This window comes from Cellulosimicrobium sp. XJ-DQ-B-000, assembly GCF_031119065.1.
GTDB classification, from domain to species: Bacteria; Actinomycetota; Actinomycetes; order Actinomycetales; family Cellulomonadaceae; genus Cellulosimicrobium; species Cellulosimicrobium funkei.
On the sequence record NZ_JAVHYN010000003.1, the window covers coordinates 128,569 to 153,998 of the forward strand.

Annotated in this window: 25 protein-coding genes; 18 read left to right on the forward strand and 7 right to left on the reverse strand. The window is 75.5% G+C overall.

What is annotated here, in order from left to right; translation table 11 throughout:
• The first annotated feature begins 33 nt into the window (after positions 1–33).
• Positions 34–678 (forward strand): 16S rRNA (guanine(966)-N(2))-methyltransferase RsmD, encoded by a 645-nt coding sequence (gene rsmD / locus RDI86_RS06700; protein WP_168944351.1) that lies wholly within the window; start codon positions 34–36, stop codon positions 676–678.
• A 140-nt stretch (positions 679–818) separates the two neighbouring features.
• Here the strand turns inward: rsmD and RDI86_RS06705 are convergent, their stop codons facing one another.
• Positions 819–1,556 (reverse strand): GNAT family N-acetyltransferase, encoded by a 738-nt coding sequence (locus RDI86_RS06705; RefSeq protein WP_308820996.1) that lies wholly within the window; start codon positions 1,554–1,556, stop codon positions 819–821.
• 87 nt (positions 1,557–1,643) lie between these two features.
• Here RDI86_RS06705 and coaD point away from each other — a divergent pair, with 87 nt between their 5' ends.
• From coaD to mutM, 6 genes are all read left to right on the forward strand, one after another.
• On the forward strand, positions 1,644–2,144 hold the full coding sequence (gene coaD, locus RDI86_RS06710; RefSeq protein WP_031315746.1) for a pantetheine-phosphate adenylyltransferase: 501 nt from the start codon (positions 1,644–1,646) through the stop codon (positions 2,142–2,144).
• A gap of 23 nt (positions 2,145–2,167) precedes the next feature.
• A complete protein-coding gene (locus tag RDI86_RS06715; protein ID WP_241005736.1) occupies positions 2,168–2,752 on the forward strand; it encodes a hypothetical protein in 585 nt (194 codons plus the stop codon).
• Between the two features lie 280 nt (positions 2,753–3,032).
• On the forward strand, positions 3,033–3,551 hold the full coding sequence (locus RDI86_RS06720; protein ID WP_163187270.1) for a DUF177 domain-containing protein: 519 nt from the start codon (positions 3,033–3,035) through the stop codon (positions 3,549–3,551).
• Positions 3,552–3,553: 2 nt separating this feature from the next.
• Complete coding sequence (gene rpmF, locus RDI86_RS06725; RefSeq protein ID WP_021482203.1) at positions 3,554–3,748, forward strand: 50S ribosomal protein L32; 195 nt, start codon at positions 3,554–3,556, stop codon at positions 3,746–3,748.
• Between the two features lie 5 nt (positions 3,749–3,753).
• The gene (gene rnc, locus RDI86_RS06730) at positions 3,754–4,503 is read left to right on the forward strand and encodes a ribonuclease III (RefSeq protein WP_051028283.1); all 750 of its coding nucleotides are present in this window, start codon (positions 3,754–3,756) and stop codon (positions 4,501–4,503) included.
• Complete coding sequence (gene mutM, locus RDI86_RS06735; protein ID WP_308820997.1) at positions 4,496–5,440, forward strand: bifunctional DNA-formamidopyrimidine glycosylase/DNA-(apurinic or apyrimidinic site) lyase; 945 nt, start codon at positions 4,496–4,498, stop codon at positions 5,438–5,440. Before rnc ends, mutM begins: the two co-directional genes overlap by 8 nt.
• A 73-nt stretch (positions 5,441–5,513) precedes the next feature.
• On the opposite strand, the gene RDI86_RS06740 is transcribed toward mutM, so the two are convergent.
• Positions 5,514–6,455: an NAD(P)-dependent oxidoreductase gene (locus RDI86_RS06740; RefSeq protein ID WP_163187125.1), complete on the reverse strand. Its 942-nt coding sequence runs from the start codon at positions 6,453–6,455 to the stop codon at positions 5,514–5,516.
• 263 nt (positions 6,456–6,718) lie between these two features.
• Here RDI86_RS06740 and RDI86_RS06745 point away from each other — a divergent pair, with 263 nt between their 5' ends.
• The 3 genes from RDI86_RS06745 to RDI86_RS06755 are packed head-to-tail and all read left to right on the forward strand — an operon-like array spanning position 6,719 to position 10,136.
• Complete coding sequence (locus tag RDI86_RS06745; RefSeq protein ID WP_082774226.1) at positions 6,719–8,206, forward strand: APC family permease; 1,488 nt, start codon at positions 6,719–6,721, stop codon at positions 8,204–8,206.
• Complete coding sequence (locus RDI86_RS06750; RefSeq protein WP_061266802.1) at positions 8,203–8,736, forward strand: hypothetical protein; 534 nt, start codon at positions 8,203–8,205, stop codon at positions 8,734–8,736. Before RDI86_RS06745 ends, RDI86_RS06750 begins: the two co-directional genes overlap by 4 nt.
• Entirely contained in the window at positions 8,733–10,136 is a 1,404-nt protein-coding gene (locus tag RDI86_RS06755; protein ID WP_086151155.1) for a dipeptidase, read from the forward strand. The genes RDI86_RS06750 and RDI86_RS06755 overlap by 4 nt, the downstream gene beginning before the upstream one ends.
• 10 nt (positions 10,137–10,146) lie before the next feature.
• Here RDI86_RS06755 and cydC read toward each other — a convergent pair whose 3' ends face one another.
• From cydC to RDI86_RS06775, 4 genes are read right to left on the reverse strand one after another with little or no spacing between them, the layout of a single operon-like run.
• Positions 10,147–11,961, reverse strand: coding sequence for a thiol reductant ABC exporter subunit CydC (cydC, locus tag RDI86_RS06760; RefSeq protein ID WP_168944355.1), 1,815 nt, complete (start codon positions 11,959–11,961; stop codon positions 10,147–10,149).
• Positions 11,958–13,742, reverse strand: a complete 1,785-nt coding sequence (cydD, locus tag RDI86_RS06765; RefSeq protein ID WP_308820998.1) for a thiol reductant ABC exporter subunit CydD — start codon at positions 13,740–13,742, stop codon at positions 11,958–11,960. Before cydD ends, cydC begins: the two co-directional genes overlap by 4 nt.
• Positions 13,739–14,851: a cytochrome d ubiquinol oxidase subunit II gene (gene cydB / locus RDI86_RS06770; RefSeq protein WP_211933226.1), complete on the reverse strand. Its 1,113-nt coding sequence runs from the start codon at positions 14,849–14,851 to the stop codon at positions 13,739–13,741. The genes cydD and cydB overlap by 4 nt, the downstream gene beginning before the upstream one ends.
• Before the next feature lie 41 nt (positions 14,852–14,892).
• Complete coding sequence (locus RDI86_RS06775) at positions 14,893–16,407, reverse strand: cytochrome ubiquinol oxidase subunit I (RefSeq protein ID WP_061266797.1); 1,515 nt, start codon at positions 16,405–16,407, stop codon at positions 14,893–14,895.
• A 409-nt stretch (positions 16,408–16,816) separates the two neighbouring features.
• On the opposite strand from RDI86_RS06775, the gene RDI86_RS06780 reads away from it, so the two are divergent.
• Genes RDI86_RS06780 through RDI86_RS06800 form a run of 5 tightly spaced genes read left to right on the forward strand, consistent with a single transcriptional unit; the run spans position 16,817 to position 23,504 of the window.
• Positions 16,817–16,939 carry a hypothetical protein gene (locus tag RDI86_RS06780; RefSeq protein WP_255181389.1) on the forward strand — a complete coding sequence of 41 codons (123 nt, stop codon included), beginning with the start codon at positions 16,817–16,819 and terminating at the stop codon, positions 16,937–16,939.
• Positions 16,936–20,601 carry an Rne/Rng family ribonuclease gene (locus RDI86_RS06785; protein WP_308820999.1) on the forward strand — a complete coding sequence of 1,222 codons (3,666 nt, stop codon included), beginning with the start codon at positions 16,936–16,938 and terminating at the stop codon, positions 20,599–20,601. The genes RDI86_RS06780 and RDI86_RS06785 overlap by 4 nt, the downstream gene beginning before the upstream one ends.
• Positions 20,598–21,209, forward strand: a complete 612-nt coding sequence (locus RDI86_RS06790) for a GNAT family N-acetyltransferase (protein WP_244550474.1) — start codon at positions 20,598–20,600, stop codon at positions 21,207–21,209. The genes RDI86_RS06785 and RDI86_RS06790 overlap by 4 nt, the downstream gene beginning before the upstream one ends.
• 52 nt (positions 21,210–21,261) lie before the next feature.
• Complete coding sequence (locus RDI86_RS06795) at positions 21,262–22,758, forward strand: 5'-nucleotidase (protein WP_308821000.1); 1,497 nt, start codon at positions 21,262–21,264, stop codon at positions 22,756–22,758.
• Between the two features lie 20 nt (positions 22,759–22,778).
• Entirely contained in the window at positions 22,779–23,504 is a 726-nt protein-coding gene (locus RDI86_RS06800) for a thymidine kinase (protein ID WP_308821001.1), read from the forward strand.
• Here RDI86_RS06800 and RDI86_RS06805 read toward each other — a convergent pair.
• Positions 23,447–24,079, reverse strand: a complete 633-nt coding sequence (locus RDI86_RS06805; RefSeq protein WP_308821002.1) for a protein-L-isoaspartate O-methyltransferase — start codon at positions 24,077–24,079, stop codon at positions 23,447–23,449. The genes RDI86_RS06800 and RDI86_RS06805 overlap by 58 nt on opposite strands.
• 165 nt (positions 24,080–24,244) lie before the next feature.
• Between RDI86_RS06805 and RDI86_RS06810 the strand changes: the two genes are divergently transcribed.
• The 3 genes from RDI86_RS06810 (at position 24,245) to rpmA (ending at position 25,380) form a co-directional block, all read left to right on the forward strand.
• Positions 24,245–24,451 (forward strand): dodecin family protein, encoded by a 207-nt coding sequence (locus RDI86_RS06810; protein WP_021482381.1) that lies wholly within the window; start codon positions 24,245–24,247, stop codon positions 24,449–24,451.
• A gap of 276 nt (positions 24,452–24,727) precedes the next feature.
• Positions 24,728–25,036 carry a 50S ribosomal protein L21 gene (gene rplU, locus RDI86_RS06815; protein ID WP_198163222.1) on the forward strand — a complete coding sequence of 103 codons (309 nt, stop codon included), beginning with the start codon at positions 24,728–24,730 and terminating at the stop codon, positions 25,034–25,036.
• An 86-nt stretch (positions 25,037–25,122) separates the two neighbouring features.
• Entirely contained in the window at positions 25,123–25,380 is a 258-nt protein-coding gene (rpmA, locus tag RDI86_RS06820) for a 50S ribosomal protein L27 (RefSeq protein WP_021482383.1), read from the forward strand.
• The last annotated feature ends 50 nt before the right edge of the window (positions 25,381–25,430 follow it).

Here is a 25,430-nt window from a genome sequence, read left to right on the forward strand (position 1 = left end):
CGGGGCGCCGCGGCGTCTGCGTAGGGTGGGCACGTGACGAGGATCGTGGCGGGAACAGTCGGTGGGCGCACGCTGCAGGTCCCGCCCCGCGGCACGCGACCGACGAGCGAGCGCGTGCGGGAGGCGATCTTCTCGCGGCTCGAGCACCTCGGCGTGGTCGACGACGCGCGCGTCCTCGACCTCTACGCGGGCTCCGGCGCGCTCGGCCTCGAGGCGGCGAGCCGCGGCGCGGCCGACGTCACGCTCGTCGACTCCGCGCGGGTCGCGGCCGACGTCGCACGACGCAACGTCGCCGCCCTCGGCCTGTCGAACGTGCACGTCGTCGCGCAGCCGGCCGAGGCGTTCGTCGCGGGCGTGGCGGCGGCCGCGGCGCAGCGGTCGGCGGCCGGGGACGCGGCCGGAGCGGCCGGTGCGTCGTCCCGGGGGCGTGCGGGCCACGGCCCCTTCCACCTCGTGCTCGTGGACCCGCCCTACGACGTGACGGCCGAGGCGCTCGAGCGCGTCCTCGCGCACCTCGCCGTGCCCGGCGTGCTGGACCCGGCCGCCGTCGTCGTCGTCGAGCGCTCGACGCGCACGCCCGAGCCGACGTGGCCCGCCGGCTGGGAGCTCGTCGCGCACAAGGACTACGGCGAGACCGCGGTGTTCTTCGTCGGCCCGGAGCTCCCCGACGACGCATAGCCCGCCGCCCACCCGTATCCGGCCCCACGTCCCCGTCGACCAGGTGGTTCTGGCTCGTCCGGGTCGGTTGACGCACCCGGACCGCCTGCTCGGCCTGCCGGGACCGCCTGGTCGGTGGGGGCGTCCGCGGGACCGGGGGCTCAGGCAGTCGGGGCTCGGGTCTCGGCCGGGGCGAGGGTGCCGACGGGCACGGTCGCGAGGGCGGCGGGGTCGTCCGGGTCGACGAGGCGGACGCTGTCCCCGCCCGCGGCGTCGAGCAGGCGGCGGGTCGCGGCGTCGTCGGCGACCGTGCCCTCGCTCTCGCGGAGGTTCTCCGCGAGGAACGCGCGCAGCGGCGCGGCCGGGACGTCGTCGCCGGCGGCGTGCGGACCGAGGGGGAACGACACGAGGAGGAGCGCGGGCACGCGCTCGCCGCCCGGGCCGTCGCCGGGCTGGAAGTAGGGGAGCGCCAGGACGCGCGCCCCGAGGCGCGCGTAGAACCGGAGCCGCGCGACCGGGTCGCCGTGGGCCTCGCTGCCCGTGTGGTGCGCGGGGTGCTCGACCTCGCCCACGACGACGAGCGGGTCGAGCGCGCGCCAGTCGTCGAGCGCCGTGGTGACGAGACGACGGCCCACGCCGCCGCCGCGGCGTCCGGGGGCGATCGCGAGGTAGAGCACGAGGAGGACGCGCGCGTCGGCGAACCACTCGCCGACCACGCCGGCGACGACGCGGCCCTCCTCGACGACGCCGAGGCTGCGCAGCCGCCCGCTCGCGTGGGCGTCGAGCAGCTCCTGCTCGTCGACGAGCTCGGCCGGCGGGAACGACGGCACGAGGACGTCGCGGTGCAGCGAGCGCAGCAGTGCGGGGTCGGTGAGCGGGACGACGGCGGGGGTGGTCACGTCGACCATCGTCGCGCCCGACGCCGGTCGGCGCGCGCCCGGCCGCGCCGCCCGGGTCCAGCGGCCCCCGTGTACTACCGTGACGAGGTGACCACAGCCGTCTGTCCCGGGTCGTTCGACCCGATCACCCTGGGCCACCTCGACATCGTCCGCCGTGCGCGCGCCCTCTTCGACGAGGTCGTCGTCGGCGTCGCGCGGAACGCGTCGAAGTCGGCGCTCCTGAGCGTCGACGAGCGCGTGGACCTCGCGCGGTCCGCGGTGCGGGACGCGGGGCTGGACGGCGTCCGGGTCGAGGTCGTGCCGGGGCTGCTCGTCGACTTCTGCCGCGACGTCGGTGCGACGGCGGTGGTCAAGGGCTTGCGCGGCGGCGCCGACTTCGACGCGGAGCTGCCGATGGCGCTCATGAACCGGCACCTCGCGGGGGTCGAGACGGTGTTCGTCGCGGGCGACGCGGCGCTCCTGCACGTCGCGTCGTCGCTCGTGAAGGACATCGCGCGGTACGGGGGACCGGTGGACGACCTCGTCCCGCCGGGGGTGGGCGACGCCGTCCGGGCGGCGCTGGCACGGACGCAGGGGACCAGCAGGTGAGCACGACGGGAAGGACCGGGTACGTGAGCGAGCAGCAGGACCGACGGCCGACGCACGACGACCGCGCGGGCGAGGAGGCGCAGGTCGGGTTGAACGCGATCCTCGACGACCTCACGCACCTCGTCGAGTCGGCGCGCACGATGCCGATGTCCGCGTCGGTGCTGGTGCACAAGGGCGACGCCCTCGCGCTCCTGGACGAGCTGCGGGGCGCGCTGCCCGAGCAGCTCGCGCACGCGGACGAGGTGCTCGCGCAGGCGGACGCCGTGCTCGAGGACGCGCACCGGCAGGCGGAGGAGATCCTCACGACGGCGCGCGCCCGGGCGATCGAGCTCGTGCAGACGGAGCAGGTGGTGGTCCAGGCGGAGGCGCGCGCCCGCGACATCGTCGACGAGGCGCAGGAGGCGGCTGCCGTGCTGCAGCGCGACGCCGACGACTACTGCGACCGGCGGCTCGCGGACTTCGAGGTGGACCTCGGCAAGCTCCTCGCGCAGGTCCAGGCCGGCCGGGCGAAGCTCGCGGACCGGCTCGGCGACCGCTTCGGCGACGCCGACGAGTCGCCGTTCCCGGCGACGATGCGCGAGCGCGGCGGGGAGCGCGCGGCCCGCTGACGGGCGTGCCGGTCGCCGGGCCCGACCACCGTCGTGGTCGGCGCCGCGAAGGTGGCGACCACGGCGTCCGGTGACGTAAGATCGATGTTTGGCTCGTCGCGTCACGCGTCGACCCGCGCCTGGCAGCCGCCGTCGAGCGGTCGCCGGCCCCCGACCATCGTTGACCACCGTCCGCGGGCGCCCACGCCTGCGGGCTCCGATCCTGGAGCGCACCATCACCGCCGAGAAGACGTCGCCGCTCGTGCTCGACACGCACGAGCTCGGTCGGCGACCCGGGAGCATGCTGACGGTCCGCCGGACCGTCCCCGCGCCGGCCGACCTCGGGACCGCCGTCATCGGCATCCCCGAGGGCAGCGAGCTCGAGCTCGACCTGCGTCTCGAGGCCGTCATGGAGGGCGTGCTCGTCTCCGGGACGGTGACGGGGCGCGCGGTCGGGGAGTGCGTGCGCTGCCTCGACACGGTGCACGAGGACGTCTCGGTCGAGCTCGGCGAGCTGTTCGCCTACCCGGAGCGCGCGAAGGCCGCCGAGGAGTCGGGCGACGACCTGGAGGACGCCGAGGACGTCTACGAGTTGGACGGCGACCTCGCGGACATCGAGCCCGCGCTACGGGATTCGGTCGTCACTGCACTACCATTCAGTCCGGTGTGCCGAGCGGACTGCCCGGGGCTGTGCTCCGAGTGCGGTGCGCGCCTGGCGGACGACCCGGGCCACACCCACGAACTTGTCGACCCTCGCTGGTCGGCGCTGGAGAGCATGTTCGACACCTCGAACGTGTCCGACGAGACGAAAGAGAGCTAGCCGTGGCTGTTCCGAAGCGCAAGATGTCGCGCAGCAACACCCGTGCGCGTCGTTCGCAGTGGAAGACGACCGCCGCGAACCTCACCACCTGCCCGCAGTGCAAGGGCGACAAGCTGTCGCACGCGGCGTGCCCGACGTGCGGTACCTACAAGGGCCGCCAGTACGCCGAGGCGCTGCGCACCGAGCACGCAGGCTGAGGCGCGTGGCACCGGCTGCACCGGCATCCGGTCTTCTCGAGAAGCTCGGGGTCCATCTGGACCCCGAGCTTCTCGTGCTTGCGCTCACGCACCGGTCGTTCGCGCACGAGAACGGCGGCATCCCCACGAACGAGCGTCTCGAGTTCCTCGGTGACACCGTCCTGGGCCTCGTCGTCACGGAGACCCTCTATCGCCGCCACCCCGACCTGTCCGAGGGCGAGCTCGCCAAGATGCGGGCCGCGACCGTCTCGCAGAAGTCGCTCGCCGCGATCGCGCGCCGGCTCGGCCTGGGGCAGTACGTGCTGCTCGGCAAGGGCGAGATCCGCACGCGCGGCAACGACAAGGACTCGATCCTCTCCGACACGGTCGAGGCGATCATCGGCGCGGTCTACCTGAGCCACGGCCTGGAGCCTGCCCGCGGGCTCGTGCTCGGGCTCGTCGAGCCGACGCTGTCGGCGGCGGCCGGTCTGGGCGCCGGGCTCGACTGGAAGACGTCGCTCCAGGAGGCCGCGGCCGCGGCCGGGCTGAGCGCGCCGTCGTACTCGAGCGACGCCGTCGGCCCGGACCACGCGCGGGTCTTCACGTCGTACGTGCACCTCGACGGCCGCCTCTACGGCACGGGCAGCGGGACGGCGAAGAAGTACGCCGAGCAGGAGGCCGCGGAGCGCGCGTACCGCGCGCTCGCGGCGGAGCAGGCCGAGCGCGAGGCGGCGTCCGCGGCCTCGCCGGTCGCCGCCGAGGACGCCGGTGCCTGAGCTGCCCGAGGTCGAGACCGTCCGTGACGGTCTCGCCCGCCACGTCGTGGGCGCCCGCGTCGTCGACGTGGAGGTGCTGCGCGACTACAGCGTGCGGCGCCACGAGGGCGGGCCGGCGGGCTTCCGCGACGAGCTGCTCGGCCAGCGGCTCGGCGCCGCGGTGCGCCGCGGCAAGTTCCTCTGGCTCCCGCTCGAGCCCGCCGCCGGGTCCGTCGACGGCCCCGCCGCCGCCCTGCTGGCCCACCTCGGGATGTCGGGCCAGCTCCTCGTCCGCTCCGGCGTCGCGCTCGCCGACCGCTCGCCGCACCTGCGGGTGCGCGTCGTGCTGGAGCACGACGACCGCACCGCCTACGGTGCGCAGGCGCTCGACTTCGTCGACCAGCGCACGTTCGGGCACCTGTCCGTCCAGGACCTCGTCCCGACGCCCGACGGAGCCCCCGGCGGCCTCGGCTCCGACCTCGCCGCGGTCCCGGCGCCGGTCGCGCACATCGGCCGGGACCTGCTCGACCCGTCGCTGCGGCGCGGCGACGTGGTGGACGCGATCCGGCGTCGTCGGACGGGCGTCAAGCGCGCGCTGCTCGACCAGACCGTCGTGTCCGGGGTCGGCAACATCTACGCGGACGAGGCGCTGTGGCGCGCCCGGCTGCACTACGCCCGCGCGACGGACACGCTGCGCCGTCCCGAGGCGCACCGCCTGCTCGACGCGGCGGCCGAGGTCATGACCGAGGCCCTCGCGCAGGGCGGCACGAGCTTCGACGCGCTGTACGTCAACGTGAACGGGCAGTCCGGCTACTTCTCGCGGTCGCTCGCCGTGTACGGGCAGGAGGGCGAGCCGTGCCCCCGGTGCGGCACGCCCGTCCGGCGCGACGAGTTCATGAACCGGTCGTCGTACACGTGCCCGCGGTGCCAGCCGCGGCCCCGCAACGGCCGCTGGTAGACCCCGGAAGCGTCCCCGCTGAGTGCAGGAAAAAGTCGCGTCCGGGCCCACCCGACGCGACGATGCCATGCACTCAGCGGGGGACGACGTTGCGGAGCTCGCGGCCCGCGCGGAGCGCGTCGAGGTTGGCGTTGACGAGCTCGGACGCGCGCTGGGGCCGGTTGCCCGCGACGTGCGGCGTGAGGACCAGGCGCGGCGCGTCCCACAGGGGCGACTCCGTGGGCAGGGGCTCGGACCCGGTGACGTCGAGCGCGGCGCCGCCGAGGCGCCCGTCGTGCAGCGCGGCGACGAGCGCGTCCTCGTCGACCGTGGCGCCGCGGCCGACGTTGACGAAGACCGCGTGGTCGGGGAGCTGGTCGATCCGCGCGGCGTCGAACGCGTGCCGCGTCGTGTCGAGGGCGGGCAGGAGCGAGACGAGCACGTCGGTCGAGGCGAGCACGTCGGGGAGGTCGTCGTCGGTCACGACGGGGAAGCCGTGCCGCTCGCCGCGGCGGCTCGCGACGCCCGTCACGTCGGCGCCGAGCGCCGCGAGCAGCGGCGCGAGCCGGGCGGCGATCGAGCCGAAGCCCCACACGGTCACGCGTGCGCCGTCGAGCGTGTAGCGCGCGGCCGTCGCCGGGTCCGCCTGCGCCTGGTTCACCGCGGTGTCCCACCGGTGCTCGCGCTGCGCCGCCCCGAGCACGTCGAGCCGGCGCACGACGGCGAGGACCAGCGCGAGCGCGTGCTCCGCGACGGGGCCGTCGTGCAGGGACCGGCCGGAGGTGATCGTCACGTCCGGCCCGAACCCGGCGGCCAGCACGGCGTCGGGGCCCGCGGCGAGCGTCTGGACCCAGCGCAGGCGCGGGAGCCGCGCCGCGGCGTCGGCGAGGTTCTCCGCGGAGCCGCCCCACACCACGAGCACCTCGGCGTCGGCGTCCTCGGGGCGGAACGGGGCCGCGGCGTCGTACACGACGACCTCGTCGTCCGGGCCCGCGTGCACGTCGAGGGCGATGGTGCCGGGCACGAGGATCTTCACCGCTGCTCCTTGAGGTCGTCCGTGTCGTCGTCATGGCCCTCGCGCTGCGCGGGACGGGCCGCCTCGCGAACGTATCACCGCGCCCGCGCCGCCCCGAGACGGTTCGGCGCTGGTGCGGCGCCCGGTCCGCGACCCGGCCGTGCCCCGGACGACTCCCCAGGCGCGACCTGCGTCGCGGCGATATGTTCGCGGTGTTCCGACGACGCGCCGTCCGCGCGCCGTCCCGGTCGGCCCCGGCGGGGTCACGGCTTCGGGGGTGGGGGATGGGCTCGTCCACGGGCGCGCCGACGCACGCTGAGGTGCGCGCGGCGATCACGGCACGGACACCGAAGAACTACATCACGTGGCTCACGCTCGCGTTCATGATCACGTCGTCGGTCGCGAGCCTGCGCGCCGCGCCGACCATGGCGGTCTACGGCCTCGCGGCCGTGTTCCTCTACGTGGTCCCGGCGCTCGTGTTCCTGCTCCCGACGTCGCTCGTGTCGGCCGAGCTGGCGTCGGGGTGGTCGGGCGGCGTGTACCGCTGGGTCGCGGACGGCGTGTCGAAGCCGCTCGGGTTCCTCGCGATCTGGTGCCAGTTCGCGATGACGATCTTCTACTACCCGAGCCTGCTCGGGTATGTCGCGAGCACGTTCGCCTACGTCATCAACCCGAGCCTCGCGAGCAACGGGCTCTACGTGGCGATCGTCATCGTCGTGCTCTTCTGGACGGGCGTGTGGCTCTCCTCCCAGGGCACCAAGACGGTCGCGGGGCTGTCGAGCTGGGGCCTCGTCATCGGGACGCTCGTCCCGGCCGCGATCCTCGTCGTGCTCGGCGTCGTCTTCCTGGCCCAGGGCAACCCGTCGGCCGCGCCGATGGACGCGCAGCACCTGCTCCCGGCCTGGACCGGGCTCGCGTCGCTGGTGCTCATCGTCAACAACTTCCTGTCGTACGCGGGCATGGAGATGAACGCGGTGCACGTGACGAGCCTGCGCAGGCCGGCGACGGAGTTCCCGCGGTCGATGTTCCTGGCGATCGGGCTCGTCCTCGTGATCTTCATCCTCCCGGCCGTCGCGATCAGCTGGGTGATCCCCGCCGACCAGCTCAGCCTGACCGCCGGGGTGATGCAGGCGTTCGACGCGTTCTTCGCCAACTTCGGCGTGAGCTGGCTGACGCCGATCCTCGGCCTCATGCTCATCGCGGCGTCGCTCGGCGGCATGCTCACCTGGCTCGCCGGGCCGTCGAAGGGCCTGCTCACGGTCGCGCGCGAGGAGGGCTACCTGCCGCCGTTCCTGCAGCGGCTCAACAAGCACGGCGTGCAGCAGAACATCCTCGTCACGCAGGGTGTCATCACGACCGGCATCGCGCTCCTGTACGCCTTCATCCCCGACGTCTCGAGCGCCTACTGGATCCTGTCCGTCATCACGACGCAGGTGTATCTCGTCATGTACCTGCTGCTGTTCGTCGCGGCGGTGCGGCTGCGCCGTCGGGCACCCGACCACCCGCGCGGCTACCGCGCGCCCGCGCTGACGCTCCTGTGCGTCGTCGGGTTCTGCGCCTCGGTGGCCGCGATGATCATCGGGTTCGTGCCGCCCGCGCAGTTCTCCAGCGGGAACGTGGGCGTCTACGTGCTGATCGTCGGTGGCGGCCTCGGGATCATCGGCATCCTCGTCCCGGCGCTCTTCTACCTGCTGCGCAAGCCGTCCTGGAAGGACCCCGAGGCCGCGGCGCTCGCGGCGGCGGACGAGGCGGGGGAGGGGGACGCGGCATGACTACGACCCGCCCCTCCCACGTCCCCGAGCACGAGCCCGAGCCGGTCTCGTCGAAACGGTGGGTCACGTACACCGCCGCCGCGCTGCTCCTCGTCGCCCTCGGCGCCGTCATGCTGATCATGTTCGACAACGTGCGGTCGAACCGCGACGCGCGCGAGGCCGAGCAGAAGGCGGCCGAGCTGCACGAGCAGTTCGCCGCGATCGGGATCACCGCCTTCAGCGAGGAGACGATCGCCGACGTCCTCGGCGACGACGGCGGCGGCTTCTGCGCCGACCCGGCCGCCCTCGTCGAGGCGACCGCCAACCTCGGCGCGGCGAACGGGGCCGCCGGCCCCGGCCTGCGGCCCTCCGTGCTCGACGAGCGCCGGCTCGCCGGCGACCGGCTCGTCATCGAGGTCTACTGCCCCGACCAGCTCGCCGCGTTCGACGCGTACGTGGACTCGCTCGACCTCGACCCCGGCCGCACCACCGAGCAGGGCGGCGAGGGCACCGACGCCACCACCGGAACCACGACCGAGGAGGACGCGTGAGCCAGCCGAGCACCGGAGCACGACCCGACGCCACCGGGCACGTCGAGGAGGTGCGCGCCGCCGTGCAGGGCCTCCTGCCGCGCGCGCTCGACGACCTGCGCACGCTCGTCGCCATCCCGTCCGTCGCCGACGAGCGCCTCTACCCCCGCGCCGAGTGCGAGCGCGCCGCGCGCTGGGTGGCCGACGCGTTCCGCGCGGAGGGGATCGACACGCGCCTGGAGGTCACGCCCGACGGGTCGCAGGTCGTCCTGGGCCACCGTCCCGGGCCCGACGGCGCGCCGACCGTCCTGCTCTACGCGCACTACGACGTCCAGCCGCCCCTCGACGACGCGGCGTGGACCAGCCCGCCCTTCGAGCTCACCGAGCGCGACGGTCGCCTCTACGGGCGCGGCGCCGCGGACTGCAAGGGGAACGTCGTCACGCACCTCACCGCGCTGCGGGCCCTGCGCGCGCTCGGCGGCGACGACCTCCCCGTCGGGGTCCGGCTCGTCGTCGAGGGCTCCGAGGAGCAGGGCACGGGCGGCCTCGACCGGTGGGTCGAGGCGAACCCCGGGGCGCTCGCGGCCGACGCGATGCTCGTCCAGGACACCGGCAACGCCGAGCTCGGCCTCCCGACGCTCACCGTGACCCTGCGCGGTGCGGCGAACGTCGTCGTGCACGTCGAGGCGCTCGAGGGCGAGATCCACTCCGGCATGTTCGGAGGCGCCGCGCCCGACGCGCTCGCGGCTCTCGTCGCGATCCTCGCGAGCCTGCGCGACGAGCACGGCGACACGACCATCGACGGCGTGCCGCCCGCCGTCGCGCACGGCACGTGGGACGGCGTCGCGTACGACGAGGACCAGTTCCGCCGCGACGCGGGCGTGCTCGACGGCGTCGGGCTCGTCGGGACCGGCAGCGTCGCCGACCGGCTGTGGGCGCGGCCCGTCGTGACGATCCTCGGGATCGACGCGCCGAGCGTCGTCGGCTCCGCGGCCGCGATCCAGCCGCGCGCTTCGGCGCGGCTCAACCTGCGCGTACCGCCCGGCGCCGACGCCCAGGACCTGCAGGACAAGCTCGTCGCGCACCTCGAGGCCCACGCGCCCTGGGGGGTGCGCGTTCGGGTCGAGCGCGACGCCGTCGGGCAGCCGTTCGCGGCGCGCACGAGCGGGCACGTGTTCGACACGCTCACGGGGGCGCTCGCGGACGCGTACGGGCGCGAGACGGTCACCGCGGGCCAGGGCGGCTCGATCCCGCTGTGCAACGTGCTCGCCGGCCAGTACCCGGACGCGGAGATCGTGCTCCTCGGCGTCGAGGAGCCCGCGTGCCTCATCCACGCGCCGAACGAGTCGGTCGCGCCCAGCGAGATCGAGAACCTCGCGGTCGGCGAGGCGCTGTTCCTCGCGCGCCTCGGCGAGGGCTGACGTCGCGGGCTCACCGCACCGCGGGGGCCTCCTGGTCGAGCGCCCAGCGGTAGGCGGGGAGCCCGAGCAGCTCGGCATGCGTCCCGCGCGCGACGACGCGCGCGGGGGCGCCGTCCGGCGCGCCGTCGGGGACCCCGAGCAGCAGCACCTCGTCGACCGCCTCCAGCGCGCTCAGCCGGTGCGTCGCGAGGACGACGCCGCGCCGGTCCTGCGCGGCGCGCGTCGTCGCGACGAGGTGCCGCACGAGCGCGTCGGCACCCGCGGCGTCGAGGTGCTCCGCGGGCTCGTCGAGCAGCAGCAGCGGCGCGGGGGACAGGAGCGCGCGCGCCACGAGCAGACGGCGGCGCTCGCCGCCCGAGACCGTGGTGGCGTCGGGGCCGAGCAACGTCTCCAGTCCGTCGGGCAGCGCGGCGAGCCACGGGTCGAGGCCGACGGCCCGCAGGGCGGCCTCGGCCTCCTCGGTCGTGACGTCGCCGCGCGCGACGCGCAGGTTCTCCAGCACGGTCGTGTCGAACACGTGCCCGTCCTCCGCGACGAGCACGACGTGGTGCGCCACGTCCTCGCGCGCGAGGTCGGCCGTCGGGACGCCGTCGAGGAGCACGCGCCCCGCGACCCCCGGGACGAGCCCGGCGGCGGTCGCGAGCAGCGTCGTCTTGCCGACGCCCGACGGCCCGACGACGGCGACCGCACGGCCCGGCGTGAGCGCCAGGTCGACGCCCTCGACGACGGTGCGTCCGGTGCCCGGCCAGCCGGCCGCGACGTCGTCGAGCACGAGGGACGTGCGCGGGTCGGGGGCGCGGCCCGACTCGCCGGGGGCGGGGGTCGGCGCGCGGCCGGCCGCGGGCGTCGGCCCGTCGAGGAGCCCGACGACGCGCGCGGCGGCCTGCCGCGAGCGGTGGAGCTGGACGGCGGCTGCGGGCAGCGTGTTCGCCGCCTCGAACACCGCGAGGGGCGTGAGGACGATGACGGACAGCTCGACGGGCGCGAGCGTGCCGGCGGTGACGGCCGGGATGCCGAGCAGGAGCGACGCGAGCACCGCGAGGCCGACGGCGAGCGCGGCGATCCCGGCCGCGACCCCGGCGGGGCGGGCGCCGTCGTCGGTCACGCGGGCCAGCGCCCGGTCGGTCGCGCGCAGGTCGTCCAGGCGCGTGCCGAGGCGCCCGGACACGGCGAGCGGCCCGGACTCCTCGAGGATCTCCAGCGTCGTGGCGGTCATCGCCGCGCGCGTCGTGGCGCCGCGCGCCTCGACCTCGCGCGCCGACCGGGCGGAGAGCCACGGTGCGACGACGGCGGCGAGCAGGAGGCACAGCGCGAGCGCGACCCCGGCCGCGGGCAGGAAAGCGCCCACGAGCACGACGGACCCCACCGACACGGCGAGCGCGACCCCGGCGGGCACGAACGCGCGCACGACCACGTCGCCGACCGCGTCGACGTCCGCGCCGACGCGCGCGAGCAGGTCGCCCCGCCGCAGCCCCACGAGCGCGGCGGGCGAGCCCTGCGCCAGCGCGGTGTAGAGGTTGGCGCGCAGGGACGCCATGCCGCGCAGCGCGACGTCGTGCGACGCGAGCCGCTCCAGGTACCGGAAGACGCCGCGCGAGATGCCGAACGCGCGCACGCCGACGACCGCGACGGACAGCGTGAGGACCGGCGGCATCTGCGAGGCGCGCGCGATGAGCCACGCCGCGGCGGCCGCGAGGCCGACGGCGCTCCCGAGCGAGAGCGTGCCGAGCACGACCGCCCACACGACGCGGCGCCAGCGCACGTCGAGCAGCCCGACCGCCCGCCACAGCGGGTCGGCGGCGAGGCGGGCACGAGGTCCGGTCACGGGACGCTCCCCTCGGGGGTCGTGGAGGTGGCGGCGCCGACCGCCACGGCGGTGTCCCGGGGGTCGGCCGGGTCGACGCCCGGGCTCGCCGGGGACGGCTCGAGCCGTGCGGAGCGGACCTCGACGACGTCGTCCGCCGCGCGCACGAGCGAGGCACGGTGCGCGACCACGACGACGGTGCGCCCCTGGTCGCGGAACGCCCGCACGGCGTCGAGCACCACCTGCTCGCCGCGCGCGTCCAGGTGCGCCGTCGGCTCGTCGAGCACGACGAGCGGGACGCGCGCCGGGTCGCCGAGCAGCGCCGCGGCGAGCGCGACGCGCTGGCGCTGGCCGACGCTCAGCCCGACGCCGCCGCGCCCGACCTCGGTGTCCCAGCCCGCGGGCAGCGTGGCGAGCACCGTGTCGAGGCCGGCGGTGCGCGCCGCGCGGTCGAGGTCGGCGTCGGTGACGTCCAGGCCGCCGGCGACGACGTCGCGCAGCCGCCCCGGCGCGAGCACGGGGCGCTGGGGGAGCCACGCGACCTGGGGCCAGTACGTCTGGGGGTCGACGTCGGCCAGGTCGAGCCGGGCGCCGTCGGGCGCGGTGAGGGTCGCGGTGCCGCGGTCGGGCCGCACGAGGCCGAGCAGGACCATCGCCGCCGTCGTCTTTCCCGCGCCGCTCGGCCCGGTGAGGGCCACGACGCGGCCGCTCGAGGTCCCGAGCCGGAGCTCGAGGTCGAGGTCGGCGGGCGCGAGCACGTCGCGGTCCCCGGCCCGCACGCTCACGCCGCGCAGGGCGAGCGTCGTCCCGGCGAGCGCGGGCGCGGGCGCGGTGCCCGGCGCGGGCGCGTCCTCGTCGAGGACGGCGAACGCCTGCTCGGCCGCGGCGATGCCGTCGGTCGAGGCGTGGAAGTGCAGGCCGACCTGGCGCAGCGGGAGGTAGACCTCGGGCGCGAGCACGAGCACGGCGAGCGCCGGCTCGAGCTCCATGCCGCCGTGCACGAGGCGCAGGCCCACGCCCACGGCCACGACGGCCACGGACAGGGTCGTGAGGAGCTCGAGCACCATGCCGGAGAGGAACGCGACGCGCAGCGTGCCCATCGTGGCGCGGCGGTTGGCCTCGCCGAGCGCGCGCACGCGCTGCTCGGGGCCGCGCGCGCGACCGAACGCGAGGAGCGTCGGCAGGCCGGCGAGCAGGTCGAGCACCTGCGCGCCGAGCCGCTGCATGACGACGAGGCGCCGCTCCGACGTCCCCGCGGTGAGGCGCCCGACGAGCGTCATGAAGATCGGGACGAGGGGGATGGTCACGGCGATGATCACGGCCGAGACCCAGTCCAGGCCCAGCACGACGGCGAGCGTCGCGGGCGTGACGGTGGCGGCGAGCAGGAGCTGGGGCAGGTACCGCACCATGTAGGGCTCGAGCTGGTCGAGCCCGCGCGTCGCGAGCGTCGCGACCTCGGGACCGCGCCCCGAGGCCAGCCACCGCGGGCCGAGCGCCACGGCGTGCGTGACGACCTGCTCGCGCAGCTCGGCGACGGTCCGCGTCGCGGCACGCAGCGCGAAGCGCTCCTGCGCCCACGAGGTGCCGGCGCGCGCGGCGACGACGGCGGCGAGCAGCCCGACCCGCGGCCCGAGGTCGGCCAGGTCGGCCGTCCCCTGGACGGCCGGCGCGAGGACCGACGCGAGGACGAGGGCCTGGGCGACGACCAGGGCCGCCGTGGCGAACCCGAGCACCGCCGTCAGGACGACGTACCCTCGCGCGGCCCGCGCGTGGCGCAGGAGCCGCGGGTCGAGCGGCTTCACGAGCCGGTGCCCCCGCCGTCGGTCAGGCCGCGGCCGGTCGAGCCGCCCGAGGACGCCCCGCCGAACGCCGCCTCGCGGACCTTCTTGAGCGACAGGCCGGCGGGCGCGGGGATGTCCTTCGTCGACAGGCGGCGGCGGAACACCCAGTAGGTCCACGACTGGTAGGCGATGACGAGCGGCGTGAGGATCACGGCGACCCACGTCATCACGGTGAGCGTGTAGTCGGTCGACGACGCGTTGTGCACCGTCAGCGAGTTCGCCGGGTCGACGGCGGGCATCACGTCGGGGTACATCGAGCCGAAGATCAGCACGACGGCGGCGACGATCGTGAGGGCCGACGCCGTGAACGCGCGTCCCTCGGAGCCCTTGCGGTTCGCGAGGAGCGTCGTCACGAGCCCGGCCGCGGCGAGCACGACGGCGGCCCACGTCCAGGGCACCGAGTACGCGACCTGGGCCCAGACGGCCCAGCCGCCGGCGAGCACGAGCGCGGCCACGCCGAAGACCGAGGCGTGCTGACGGGCGCGGGCGCGGATCTCGCCGTCGGTCTTGAGCGCGACGAAGACCGAGCCGTGCAGCAGGAACAGGCTCAGCGTGACGAGACCGCCGAGGAGCGCGAACGGCGACAGGAGCGAGAAGAAGCCGCCGACGAACTGGTGGTCGGCGTCGAGCTGCACGCCACGCACGAGGTTGGCGAACGCGACGCCCCACAGCACGGCGGGGACCCACGACCCGACCTGGATCGCGACGTCGCAGCGGCGCGCCCAGCCGTCGTCGCGGATCTTGCCGCGGTACTCGAACGCGACGCCGCGCACGATGAGCGCGACGAGGATGAGCAGGAGCGGCAGGTAGAAGCCGGAGAAGAGGGTCGCGTACCACTCGGGGAAGGCGGCGAACGTCGCGCCACCCGCGGTGAGCAGCCAGACCTCGTTCCCGTCCCAGACGGGGCCGATGGTGTTGATGAGGACGCGGCGCTCCTTCTCGCGGTGCTCCTTGTCACCGCGCGGGAGGATCGACAGCAGCATGCCGACCCCGAAGTCGAAGCCCTCGAGCACGAGGTAGCCGGTCCACAGGACCGCGATGAGCACGAACCAGACGACGGCGAGATCCACGGTGTCTCCTGAGTTTTCTGGGCGGGTTCAGGCGCGTCGGGTCAGTACGCGAAGGACAGCGGACGGTCGGCGGACTCGGAGTCCTCGTCCGGCGGCTCCTGGGCCTCCGGGGACTCGTCGCGGACCGTGAGCGGGACGCCCTCGATCGCGTAGCGCCGCATGAGCGTGAACCAGACCGCGGCCAGCGCGCCGTAGACGAGCGTGAAGACGATCATCGACGTCAGCACCACGCCGGGGCTCACCACGGTGGACACGCCGCGCTCGGTGAGCAGGCGGATCTGGTCGATGCCCGTCGGGTTCGGCGCGACGACCCAGGGCTGGCGGCCCATCTCGGTGAAGATCCAGCCGAACGAGTTCGCGAGGAACGGCATGGGGATGGCGATGAGGCCGACGCGCGCGAACCACTTGTTGTCCGTGACCCGGCCCTTGCGGGTGAGCCACAGCGCCATGAGCGCGAGGAGCACGGAGCCGGCGGCCATGCCGATCATGAGCCGGAAGGACCAGTAGGTCATCGCGAGGTTCGGCGTGTACGTGACGGGGTCGCCGGAGGCGGTGACGTCGCCGTAGCGCTCGGTCATCTGCTCCTGGACGTCCTCGACACCGGGCAGGTAGCTCTCCGGCCCGGAGAAGTGGCCCGTGCCGAGGTAGGACGCGAGACCGGGGATCTCGATGAGGTGCCGGACGTTCTCGCACGAGTTCGACAGGTCGCCGATCGTGAGGATGGAGAACGCGGCGCCCTCCGAGCCCTGGCAGAGCGCCTCGGCCGACGACATCTTGCCGGGCTGCTGCTCGTACATGATCTTGCCCTGGATGTCGCCGGAGACCGCGACCCCGAGACCGCCGACGAGCATGGCGATGACGCCGAGCGTGACGGCCGGGCGGTAGACGTCGCGCGCGAGCTCGACGTTCTCCGCCTTGCGGGTGCGCACGAGGCGGACCATCCACCAAGCGGCGATGCCCGTGACGAACGTGCCCGCGGTGAGGAAGGTCGCCGTGATCTGGTGCGGGAACGCGGCCCAGAGGGTGTTGTTCGTGAGGACGGCGCCGATGTCGTTCATCTCGGCGCGCCCGGTCTCGGGGTTGAAGATCGCGCCGACGGGGTGCTGCATCCACGAGTTCGCGGCGAGGATGAAGAACGCGGAGAGGTTGGTCGCGATCGCAACCGCCCAGATGCACGCGAGGTGCACCTTCTTGTTGAGACGGTCCCACCCGAAGATCCACAGGCCGAGGAACGTCGACTCGATGAAGAACGCGGCGAGCGCCTCCATGGCGAGCGGCGCACCGAACACGTCGCCGACGAAGCGCGAGTACTCGCTCCAGTTCATGCCGAACTGGAACTCCTGCACGATGCCGGTCACGACGCCGAGCGCGAAGTTGATGAGCAGCAGCTTGCCGAAGAACTTCGTCAGGCGCAGCCAGCGCTCGTTGCCGGTGCGGACCCACGCCGTCTGCATGATCGCGACGAGGGGCGACAGGCCGATCGTCAGCGGGACGAAGATGAAGTGGTAGACGGTCGTGATGGCGAACTGCCACCGCGCCAGGGCTAGGGCATCCACGTGCGCTCCTCGGGGGGCCCGACCGGGTCGGGGAAGGGACAACGGCGTAGGGGAGTGTTGCCGGAGCAGACGGCCGGGCGACCGGTCGCCTCCTCCGACGGTAGTTCCAATCTGCCGTATCGGCAGGGCCGGAAATGACGAGGAGTACTGAAAACACGCCGCTTGTGACTATGTTCACAAGGTCCCGGGACGTTGGTCCCGCTCGGGCGGGACGGGCGGCCCGGGGCGCGGTGCGTGTCGCCCGGGTTCGTCCGCACCCCTGTGCGATACTGGGCGGAGCCGGGCGGGCTCCGCATCGCTCACCCGGCGAGCACGAGATCGCGGCACCAGCGGACCGCGGCAGTCGGCGCGCCGACCGGGGCGAAGGGCCCGGTGGCAGGCGCCCGCGCCGCGCACGCGGACCGCGGCCGTGACCGACGACTTCCGTCGCCGGACGACGCGCTCCGGTGCGCTCGTCCCGAGCGACGACCGACCGCCCGACGGGCCGCACGGTGCGGGGCGGTCCCTGTGGCAGCAGGAGCACGACGCGTGACGCTCGACAGCACCTCCGACAGCACCCCCTCAGAGTCGACGGCGGACGCCGCCGCGGACCGGGCCGAGAGCCCGACGACCCCGGCGCGCAAGCCCGCCCGCCGCCGCGCGACGCGCAGCGCGGCACCGCCGCAGACTCCCCCCGCGGTGACGGCTGCTTCCGACGTCGCCGCGCCCGCGGCCACCGCGGACGCGACCCCGGCGCCCGAGGCGCCCGCGACCGCACCCGAGGCCACGACCCCGCCCGCGCGCCGCTCGCGTCGCGCGACCCGCACCACGCCGTCCGTCGCCGCTCCGGCGGCCGACGCGGCTCCCGCTGCGTCCGCCCCGGCCGACGTCCCGGCAGACGCGAGCCCCGCGGCCGCCGACGCCGCGGCGGAGCCGCCGGCGGCAGAGCCCGCCCCGCGCGCCCGCGCGCCGCGCCGCGCCCAGGGCGGCGGCAAGAAGGCGAAGGCCCCGGCAGGCGACGCGCCGCTCGACGTCCTCTCCGAGTTCGGCCTCAGCGCACCGCCCGCCGCCGAGCAGGCCCCCGCCCCCGCCGCGGCGGTGGCGCCCGACGCCGACGCCCTGCTGGGAGCCGCCGACGCCCCGCGTCGCGCGAAGCGCACCCGGGCGACGCGTACGACCGCGCAGGCTCCGGCCGTCGAGGCCGCGCCGGTCGCCGAGCCGGACGCCCCGTCCGCTGACACCGCGCCGTCCGGCGCGCCGACGACGGCCGAGCCCGTCGAGACGCCCGCCGCGAAGAAGCCCGCGCGCCGCTCGCGCCGCGCGACCTCCGCGGCAGCGGCCCCGGCCGCCGAGACCGCGGCCCCGACCGCCGAGACCGCGGCCCCGGCCGCCGAGGCTGCTGCCCCGGCGGTGGCCGACGCGCCGTCCGCCGCCGAGCCGACGCCCGCCGAGTCGGAGGCGCCGGCGTCCGCGGAGCCCGCGAAGAAGCCGGCGCGCCGTTCGCGCCGCGCCACCTCGAAGCCCGCCGCCGAGGCGGCACCGGAGGCGACCGCCGCGGCCGAGAGCCCGGCCGCGCCCGAGGCCCCGGCCGCTCCCGCGGCGTCGGCCCCGGCCGGCGGCCCGGCGTCGCCCGCCGCGACGGGAGCGGGGACCAGCACCCCGCGCCTCGCGACGACCGCCCTGCTGTTCCAGGCGCCCGACCCCGCCGCCGCGCCGCGCCGTCCGCGTCGCGCGCAGAGCCCGGCCGGGCCGCCGCGCCACGTCGAGCCCGCCGCCCCGGCACCCGCGGCGACGGAGCCGGTCGCGACGACGGAGCCGGTCGCCACGACGGAGCCGACGGCGACGCCCGAGCCCACCACCGGGACCCGCGGCCGTCGCGGCCGGAGGGCGTCGGGGCCCGCGTCCCGCACGGCCGAGCCGCGCACGGCCGAGTCGCGCACGTCCGAGTCGCAGACGGCTGAGCCGTCGACCCCCGTCGAGGAGCCCGCCGCCGCCGAGCTCGTCCTCACGGGCGAGGACGCGGCCGCGGTCGAGGAGATCGAGGCCATCGAGTCCGAGCTCGTCGCCGAGGGCGTCGAGGTGCCCGAGGACGCGTTCGGGCCGGAGGACTTCGTCGAGCTCGACGAGGCGGAGGAGCCCGACGAGCAGCCTGCGGCCGACGACTCCGACTCCGACTCCGACGCCGGCCCGCGCCGCCGCCGCCGTCGTGGTGGCCGCGGGCGTCGTGGTCGCCCGGACGGGGGACGTGACCAGGACCGCGAGCAGGACCGCGACGAGGACGAGGACGACGCCACGCCGTCGGCGCAGGACGACGAGCCGGCCGACGCGGCCGCGCCGGCCGACGCCGAGCAGACCGACCACGAGGCCGGGGACGAGCAGGGCGAGGACGAGGCGGGCGGCAGCCGCCGCCGTCGTCGCCGCCGCCGCGGGAGCCGGGGCGAGGGCGAGACGACCACGACGCGCTCCCGCCCGCGCGAGCGCAGCCTGGCCGACGAGGTCACCGCGCTCAAGGGCTCCACGCGGCTCGAGGCGAAGCGCCAGCGCCGCCGCGAGGGCCGCGACGCGGGTCGTCGTCGCCAGATCATCACCGAGGCAGAGTTCCTCGCGCGCCGCGAGTCGGTCGAGCGGTCGATGGTCGTGCGCGAGCGCGGCGGCCGCACGCAGATCGCCGTGCTCGAGGACGGCGTGCTCGTCGAGCACTACGTCTCGCAGCAGTCGCAGGCGTCGATGGCGGGCAACGTGTACCTGGGCCGTGTCCAGAACGTGCTGCCCAGCATGGAGGCCGCGTTCATCGACGTCGGCAAGGGCCGCAACGCCGTCCTGTACGCGGGCGAGGTGAACTGGGACGCGGCCGGGCTCGAGGGCCAGCCGCGCCGCATCGAGCAGGCGCTCAAGTCGGGCGACTCCGTGCTCGTGCAGGTCACCAAGGACCCGATCGGGCACAAGGGCGCACGCCTCACGTCGCAGATCACGCTCGCGGGCCGCTACCTCGTGTTCGTCCCCGGCGGTGGCATGACCGGCATCAGCCGCAAGCTCCCCGACACCGAGCGCAACCGCCTGAAGAAGATCCTCAAGGAGGTCGTGCCCGACGGCGCGGGCGTCATCGTGCGCACCGCCGCCGAGGGCGCGAGCGAGGAGGAGCTGCGCGCCGACGTCGAGCGCCTGCGCGGCCAGTGGGAGGCCATCGAGAAGAAGTCGAAGAGCGTGTCGGCACCCGCCCTGCTCCAGGGCGAGCCGGACCTCGCGATCCGCGTCGTCCGCGACATCTTCAACGACGACTTCAGCTCGCTCGTCGTCGAGGGCGACGGGGCGTGGTCGGAGATCTCGACGTACGTCGAGGAGCTCGCGCCCGACCTGCGCGAGCGCGTCTCGAAGTGGACGGGCACGCAGGACGTCTTCACGGTGCACCGCGTCGACGAGCAGCTCGCCAAGGGCATGGACCGCAAGGTCTGGCTGCCCTCGGGCGGGTCGCTCGTCATCGACCGCACCGAGGCGATGACCGTCGTCGACGTCAACACCGGCAAGTTCACCGGCTCGGGCGGCACGCTCGAGGAGACGGTGACGCGCAACAACCTCGAGGCGGCCGAGGAGATCGTCCGCCAGCTCCGGCTGCGCGACATCGGCGGCATCATCGTCATCGACTTCATCGACATGGTGCTCGAGTCGAACCGCGACCTCGTGCTGCGCCGCCTCGTCGAGTGCCTGGGCCGGGACCGGACCAAGCACCAGGTCGCGGAGGTCACGTCGCTGGGCCTCGTCCAGATGACGCGCAAGCGCGTGGGCCAGGGCCTCGTCGAGGCGTTCAGCGAGACGTGCGAGCACTGCCACGGGCGCGGGTTCATCGTGCACACCGACCCGATCGAGAAGTCGGGCGGTAACCGCGGCGGTCACGACCACGGCAACCACGGCAACGGCAACGGGAACGCCGGGGGCAACGGGGGCGGCGCCGCCGCCGACGAGCCCGCCGAGGGCGGCCGCTCGCGGTCGCGCCGCAAGCGCGGTTCCGGCTCGGGCGCCTCGGCGCCGAAGGACACCGGGATCACCCTCCCGCAGCCCGCCGTCCCGGTCCTGCCGGAGGTCACGTCGGAGGCGCGGGCCGCGGTCAAGGCCACGCTCGCGACGATCGCGGCCGCCGCGGCGCACGCCCACGAGCACGACGGCGCGGACGACGCGCCGGCTGCCGACGACACGTCGGCGGAGCCGGGCACGGAGTGATCGATCGCGCACCCGGCGGCGTGCCCCTGTACGCCGCCGGGTCGCGCGCCCGTCTGCGCGGGTGGCGCGCGGACGACCTCGCGGCGTACCGCGAGTGGCTGCGTCCGGAGCACGAGTGGCACCGCTGGGACGGCCCGTACTACCCCGTGCCCGACGACGCCGCGTCCGACGCGGCGGTCGCACGCCTCGCGCTCGCGGCGGCCGCGCAGGCCGCCCGCCCCGACGGTCTCGACGACGACGGCCTCCCGCCGCGCCGCGTCGTGGTCGCCGACGAGGAGGACCGGCTGGTCGGGACGTGCTCCTGGTACTGGGAGTCGGCCGAGACGCAGTGGGCGCGGGTCGGGATCGGCCTCTACGACCCCGAGGTGCGCGGGCGGGGCCTGGGCCGCGACGCGCTCGGAGCCTGGATCGGCTACCTGTTCTCCGTGACCGGGTGGGTCCGTCTGGACCTCGCGACGTGGTCCGGGAACGACGCGATGCTCCGCGCCGGCCGGGCGCTCGGCCTCGTGGAGGAGGCGCGGTTCCGCGACGCCCGCGCCGTCGACGGCGTGCGGTACGACGCCGTCGTCCTCGGCGTGCTGCGCCGGGAGTGGCTCGCCCGGTCCTGAGCCGTTCGCGGGCGTCTTCGTGCACGTCACTCGTACCTGGCATCATGCGCGCATGGGTTACGACCTCTCGGGCCGCCTCGTCGTCGGCGTCGCCTCGTCCGCACTGTTCGACCTCACCGAGTCCGACCGCGTGTTCCGCACGCAGGGGGAGGCCGCGTACCGCGACTTCCAGGAGCGCCACCGCGACGACGCGCTGGCGCCCGGCGTCGCCTTCGGGTTCGTGCGCCGCCTGCTCGCGCTCAACGACCTCGCGCCCTCCGCCGACGACCCGCTCGTCGAGGTCATCGTCATGTCCCGCAACTCCCCGGAGACCGGCCTGCGCGTCATGCGCTCGGTGCGGCACCACGACCTCGACATCACGCGCGCCGTCTTCCGCCAGGGCCGCAGCCCGCACGAGTTCATCCGTCCCCTGCACGTGGACCTCTTCCTCTCGGCCGACGAGCGCTCCGTGCGCGACGCCGTCGACCTGGGCCTGCCCGCGGGGTACGTGCTCGACCCGACGTTCGCCGACGAGGAGGGCGACGAGCTGCGCATCGCGTTCGACTTCGACGGCGTCCTCGCCGACGACTCCTCGGAGCGCCGCTACCAGGACGGTGGGCTCGCGTCGTTCCGCGAGCACGAGGTGCTCAACGCCGACGTGCCGCTCGGCCGGGGGCCGCTGCGCGAGCTCCTCGTCGGTATCCACCGCGTGCAGGTGGTCGAGCGTGAGCGGCACGCGACGGACCCGTCCTACCGGCCGCGCGTGCACGTCTCGCTCGTCACGGCGCGCTCGGCCCCGGCGCACGAGCGCGCGGTCGCGACGCTCTCCTCGTGGGGCGTGACGGTCGACGACGCGTTCTTCCTCGGGGGCGTGGACAAGGGTGGCGTGCTCGAGGTGCTGCGACCGCACATCTTCTTCGACGACCAGCGTGCCGTGGTCGAGGCGGCGCGCCGGGTCGCGCCGTCGGTCCACGTGCCGTACGGCGAGCTGAACCGCGGCGTCCTGCCGGCCGACCCGGCCCTCGACGCGCGGCCGACGCGCGCGGCCGACGTCGCGCCGCCCGCACCCGGTCGCCGGGAGGCAGCCACCCCGCCCGCGCCCGGTGCGTCGGCGGAGCGCGACGCGGACGACGAGCGGCCGGCCCACGATCCGGCGGGGGAGCGGCCGACGCCCGACCCGGCGGGCGAGCGCACCGCGGAGGGCGGCCGTGCGTCGGGCACCGGGACGCGCGAGCTCCCGCTCGTCCGGTCCGTCCCGGGGATCGGCGGGCCCGGGCTCGCCGGGATCGCGGCGGGGGTGCCGGCCGAGCCGACGCCCGCGCCCGAGGGGGAGAAGACGGCACCCGCTCCCGACGCCCCGGCCGACGCCGCCTCCCCGGCGGCGTCCGGCGACGAGCAGGCCGACGCACCGACCGGCACGGCGAGCCCTACCTCGTCCGGCACGACGCTCCTCAGCCGCCGGGACGCCCGGCCCGGCGCCCCGGACCGCGTCTCCGTCCTCGGCCCCGCCGGCGAGCCGAAGCCGCTGCCCGTCCGGCCGTCGTCGAACGGCGGCGCGCGCCACCACTGAGCCGGTGGTTCACTGCTCGCATGAGCGACGCGGCACGCCCGGGCGCCCCCGGGACCGTTCCCGGGGCCGGTGACGCAGGGCTCCCGACGCCCCGACCCGGCGGACGCGTCGAAGTCGTGTGCGGCCCCATGTTCGCCGGCAAGACGGAGGAGCTCCTGCGCCGGGTCCGGCGCGCGGAGGTCGCGGGGCGCCGCGTCGAGGTGGTCGGGCACGTCCTCGACACCCGGCGCGGCACCGGCACGGTGAGCTCGCACTCGGGTCTCACGATCCCCTCGCGCACCGCCCGCGACGCGCACGACCTCGAGCGGATCGTCCGCGGCGCCGGGCCGCTCGACCTCGTCGCCGTCGACGAGGCGCACTTCTTCGGGCCGGAGCTCGTCGACGTCGTCCAGCGGCTCGCCGACGACGGGCTCGTCGTGGTCGTCGCCGGGCTCGACGTCACGTTCGACGCGCGGCCCTTCGAGCCTCTGCCCACGCTCGCAGCGCTCGCCGAGCGCGTCGACAAGCTCACGGCGGTGTGCGCGGTGTGCGGCGAGGACGCCGCGTTCCACGTGCGCGCCGTCCGGGAGCCGGAGCCCGACGGTCGCGGGGCGGGCGACCCGCTCGCGCCGGTCGCCGCGCACGTGGGCGGCGCCGAGAGCTACGAGGCGCGCTGCCGGGTGCACCTGCCAGGAGCCCCGTGGCGCCGTCAGGACGGCGGCGCGGCCGGTCCCGCCGGGTCCTCGACGAGCGGGACGAACGAGTAGGACCCGTGCTCGCTCACCCGCACCCCGTCCGGGGCGTCGAGGTCGCGCACGACGACGAGCATCGTGTGCCGCACGGGGACGACCAGGCGCCCGCCGGGCACGAGCTGGTCGACGAGGGCGCGGGGGAGGGTCTCGGCGGCGGCGGAGACGAGCACCCGGTCGTACTGCTCGCCCGGCGTGCCGAGGACGCCGGGCGTCGCGAGGACGAGGCGCGCCCACGGCGCGCGCACCGCGGCGAGGTTCTCCGCGCCCCACGTGGCGAGGTCGGCGTGGCGCTCGACGCCCAGCACGTGCCCGGTCGGCCCGACGAGCCGTGCGAGCAGCGCCGTCGTCCAGCCCGACCCGGCGCCGACGTCGAGCACCCGGGCGCCCGGGGCGACGTCGAGCAGGCGCAGCATCGCCGCGACCGTCGACGGCTGCGAGCTGGTCTGGCCGTGGCCGATGGCGAGCGGCCGGTCCTGCGCGGCCCAGCGCCGCTGCGCGCGGGGGAGGAAACCGCGCCGGTCGACCGTGCGCATCGCCGCGGCGACGGCGTCGTCCCGGCGCTCGGCGTCGGGCGGGTCCGCGGGGCGCATGCGACCACCTCCACGGCCAGCGTAGGCACGGTGGTTGGCCCGCGCGCCCGGGTTGGCAGGGGGCCCCGAGCGGGAGGCGCCCCGGTGGCGCGGCCACGGGGACGGCGGGATGCTCGACGGGTGCGCGGGCGCATCGGGGCGCCCGCCCTGGACCGGGGAGCCGGCATGAGCGGAACGGTGGCACGGATCACGCACATCAGCGCGCGGTCGGACACGAGCTTCGAGGACGCCGTGCGGATCGGCGTCGAGCGCGCCGCGAGCACGCTGCGCAACGTCTCGGGCGCGTGGGTCAAGGAGCAGAAGGTCGACGTGGCCGACGGCCGCATCACGGCCTGGCAGGTCGTGCTGGAGGTCACGTTCGTCCTCGAGTAGGGTCGGCCGACGATCTCGTCGCGCGGAGGCGCCGCCGTCCGCGCTCCTCGGCGCGAGGCCTGGTCCGCGCCCCGGAGCGGTCGCCCGCGCCGGGGTCGGCGCGCGCCATTTGACCAGGACGCCCTGCGGTCCGTAATCTTGGACGTCGGCGCGCCCAGGCGCGCCGGTCCCGTGTGCCCACGGACGACTCGCACTCGCACGCCGCGGCGTGGTCGGAGTCTCCAAGACGAACTCGCCGTGACGAGCACGCCAAGACTAGGAGAGATGAGCAGCAACGTGGTGTACGCGATCGTCAAGGCCGGTGGCCGTCAGGAGAAGGTTTCCGTCGGCGACATCCTCGTGGTGGACCGGGTGTCCGCCAAGGCCGGTGAGTCCCTCGAGCTGCCCGCTCTCCTGCTGGTGGACGGGGAGAAGGTGACCACCGACGCGGCGAAGCTCGCGAAGGTCAAGGTCACCGCCGAGGTCGTGCGGGACGAGAAGGGTCCGAAGATCACGATCCTGCGGTACAAGAACAAGACCGGTTACCGCCGTCGCCAGGGTCACCGTCAGCAGCTGACCCGCCTCAAGGTCACCGGCATCAAGTGATCTCGCCCGGCGCGAGCTAGCGGCCCCGCGCCGCGCCGCGCCGCCGGCACCCTCCCTCAGCAGACCAGCACGAAAGCAGGTTCGTCATGGCACACAAGAAGGGCGCGAGCTCCTCGCGCAACGGTCGCGACTCCAACGCCCAGCGCCTCGGCGTGAAGCGCTTCGGCGGGCAGGTCGTCAAGTCGGGCGAGATCATCGTCCGCCAGCGCGGCACCCACTTCCACCCCGGTGAGAACGTCGGCCGCGGCAAGGACGACACGCTGTTCGCCCTGGCCGCCGGCGCGGTCCAGTTCGGCACCCGTCGCGGCCGCAAGGTCGTCGACATCGTCTCCGCCGAGGGCTGAGCGACAGCCACAGAGGCTTCGAGCAGGAGGGGCGCACCGACGCGGTGCGC

What these genes read in the sequence shown, in the direction of transcription:
- RDI86_RS06720 (WP_163187270.1), top strand. Translation starts at nt 3,033, where the DNA reads ATGCTGACGGTCCGCCGGACCGTCCCCGCGCCGGCCGACCTCGGGACC.
- RDI86_RS06745 (WP_082774226.1), top strand. Translation starts at nt 6,719, where the DNA reads ATGGGCTCGTCCACGGGCGCGCCGACGCACGCTGAGGTGCGCGCGGCG.
- RDI86_RS06750 (WP_061266802.1), top strand. Translation starts at nt 8,203, where the DNA reads ATGACTACGACCCGCCCCTCCCACGTCCCCGAGCACGAGCCCGAGCCG.
- RDI86_RS06795 (WP_308821000.1), top strand. Translation starts at nt 21,262, where the DNA reads ATGGGTTACGACCTCTCGGGCCGCCTCGTCGTCGGCGTCGCCTCGTCC.
- RDI86_RS06800 (WP_308821001.1), top strand. Translation starts at nt 22,779, where the DNA reads ATGAGCGACGCGGCACGCCCGGGCGCCCCCGGGACCGTTCCCGGGGCC.
- RDI86_RS06805 (WP_308821002.1), bottom strand. Translation starts at nt 24,079, where the DNA reads ATGCGCCCCGCGGACCCGCCCGACGCCGAGCGCCGGGACGACGCCGTC.
- RDI86_RS06810 (WP_021482381.1), top strand. Translation starts at nt 24,245, where the DNA reads ATGAGCGGAACGGTGGCACGGATCACGCACATCAGCGCGCGGTCGGAC.
- rpmA (WP_021482383.1), top strand. Translation starts at nt 25,123, where the DNA reads ATGGCACACAAGAAGGGCGCGAGCTCCTCGCGCAACGGTCGCGACTCC.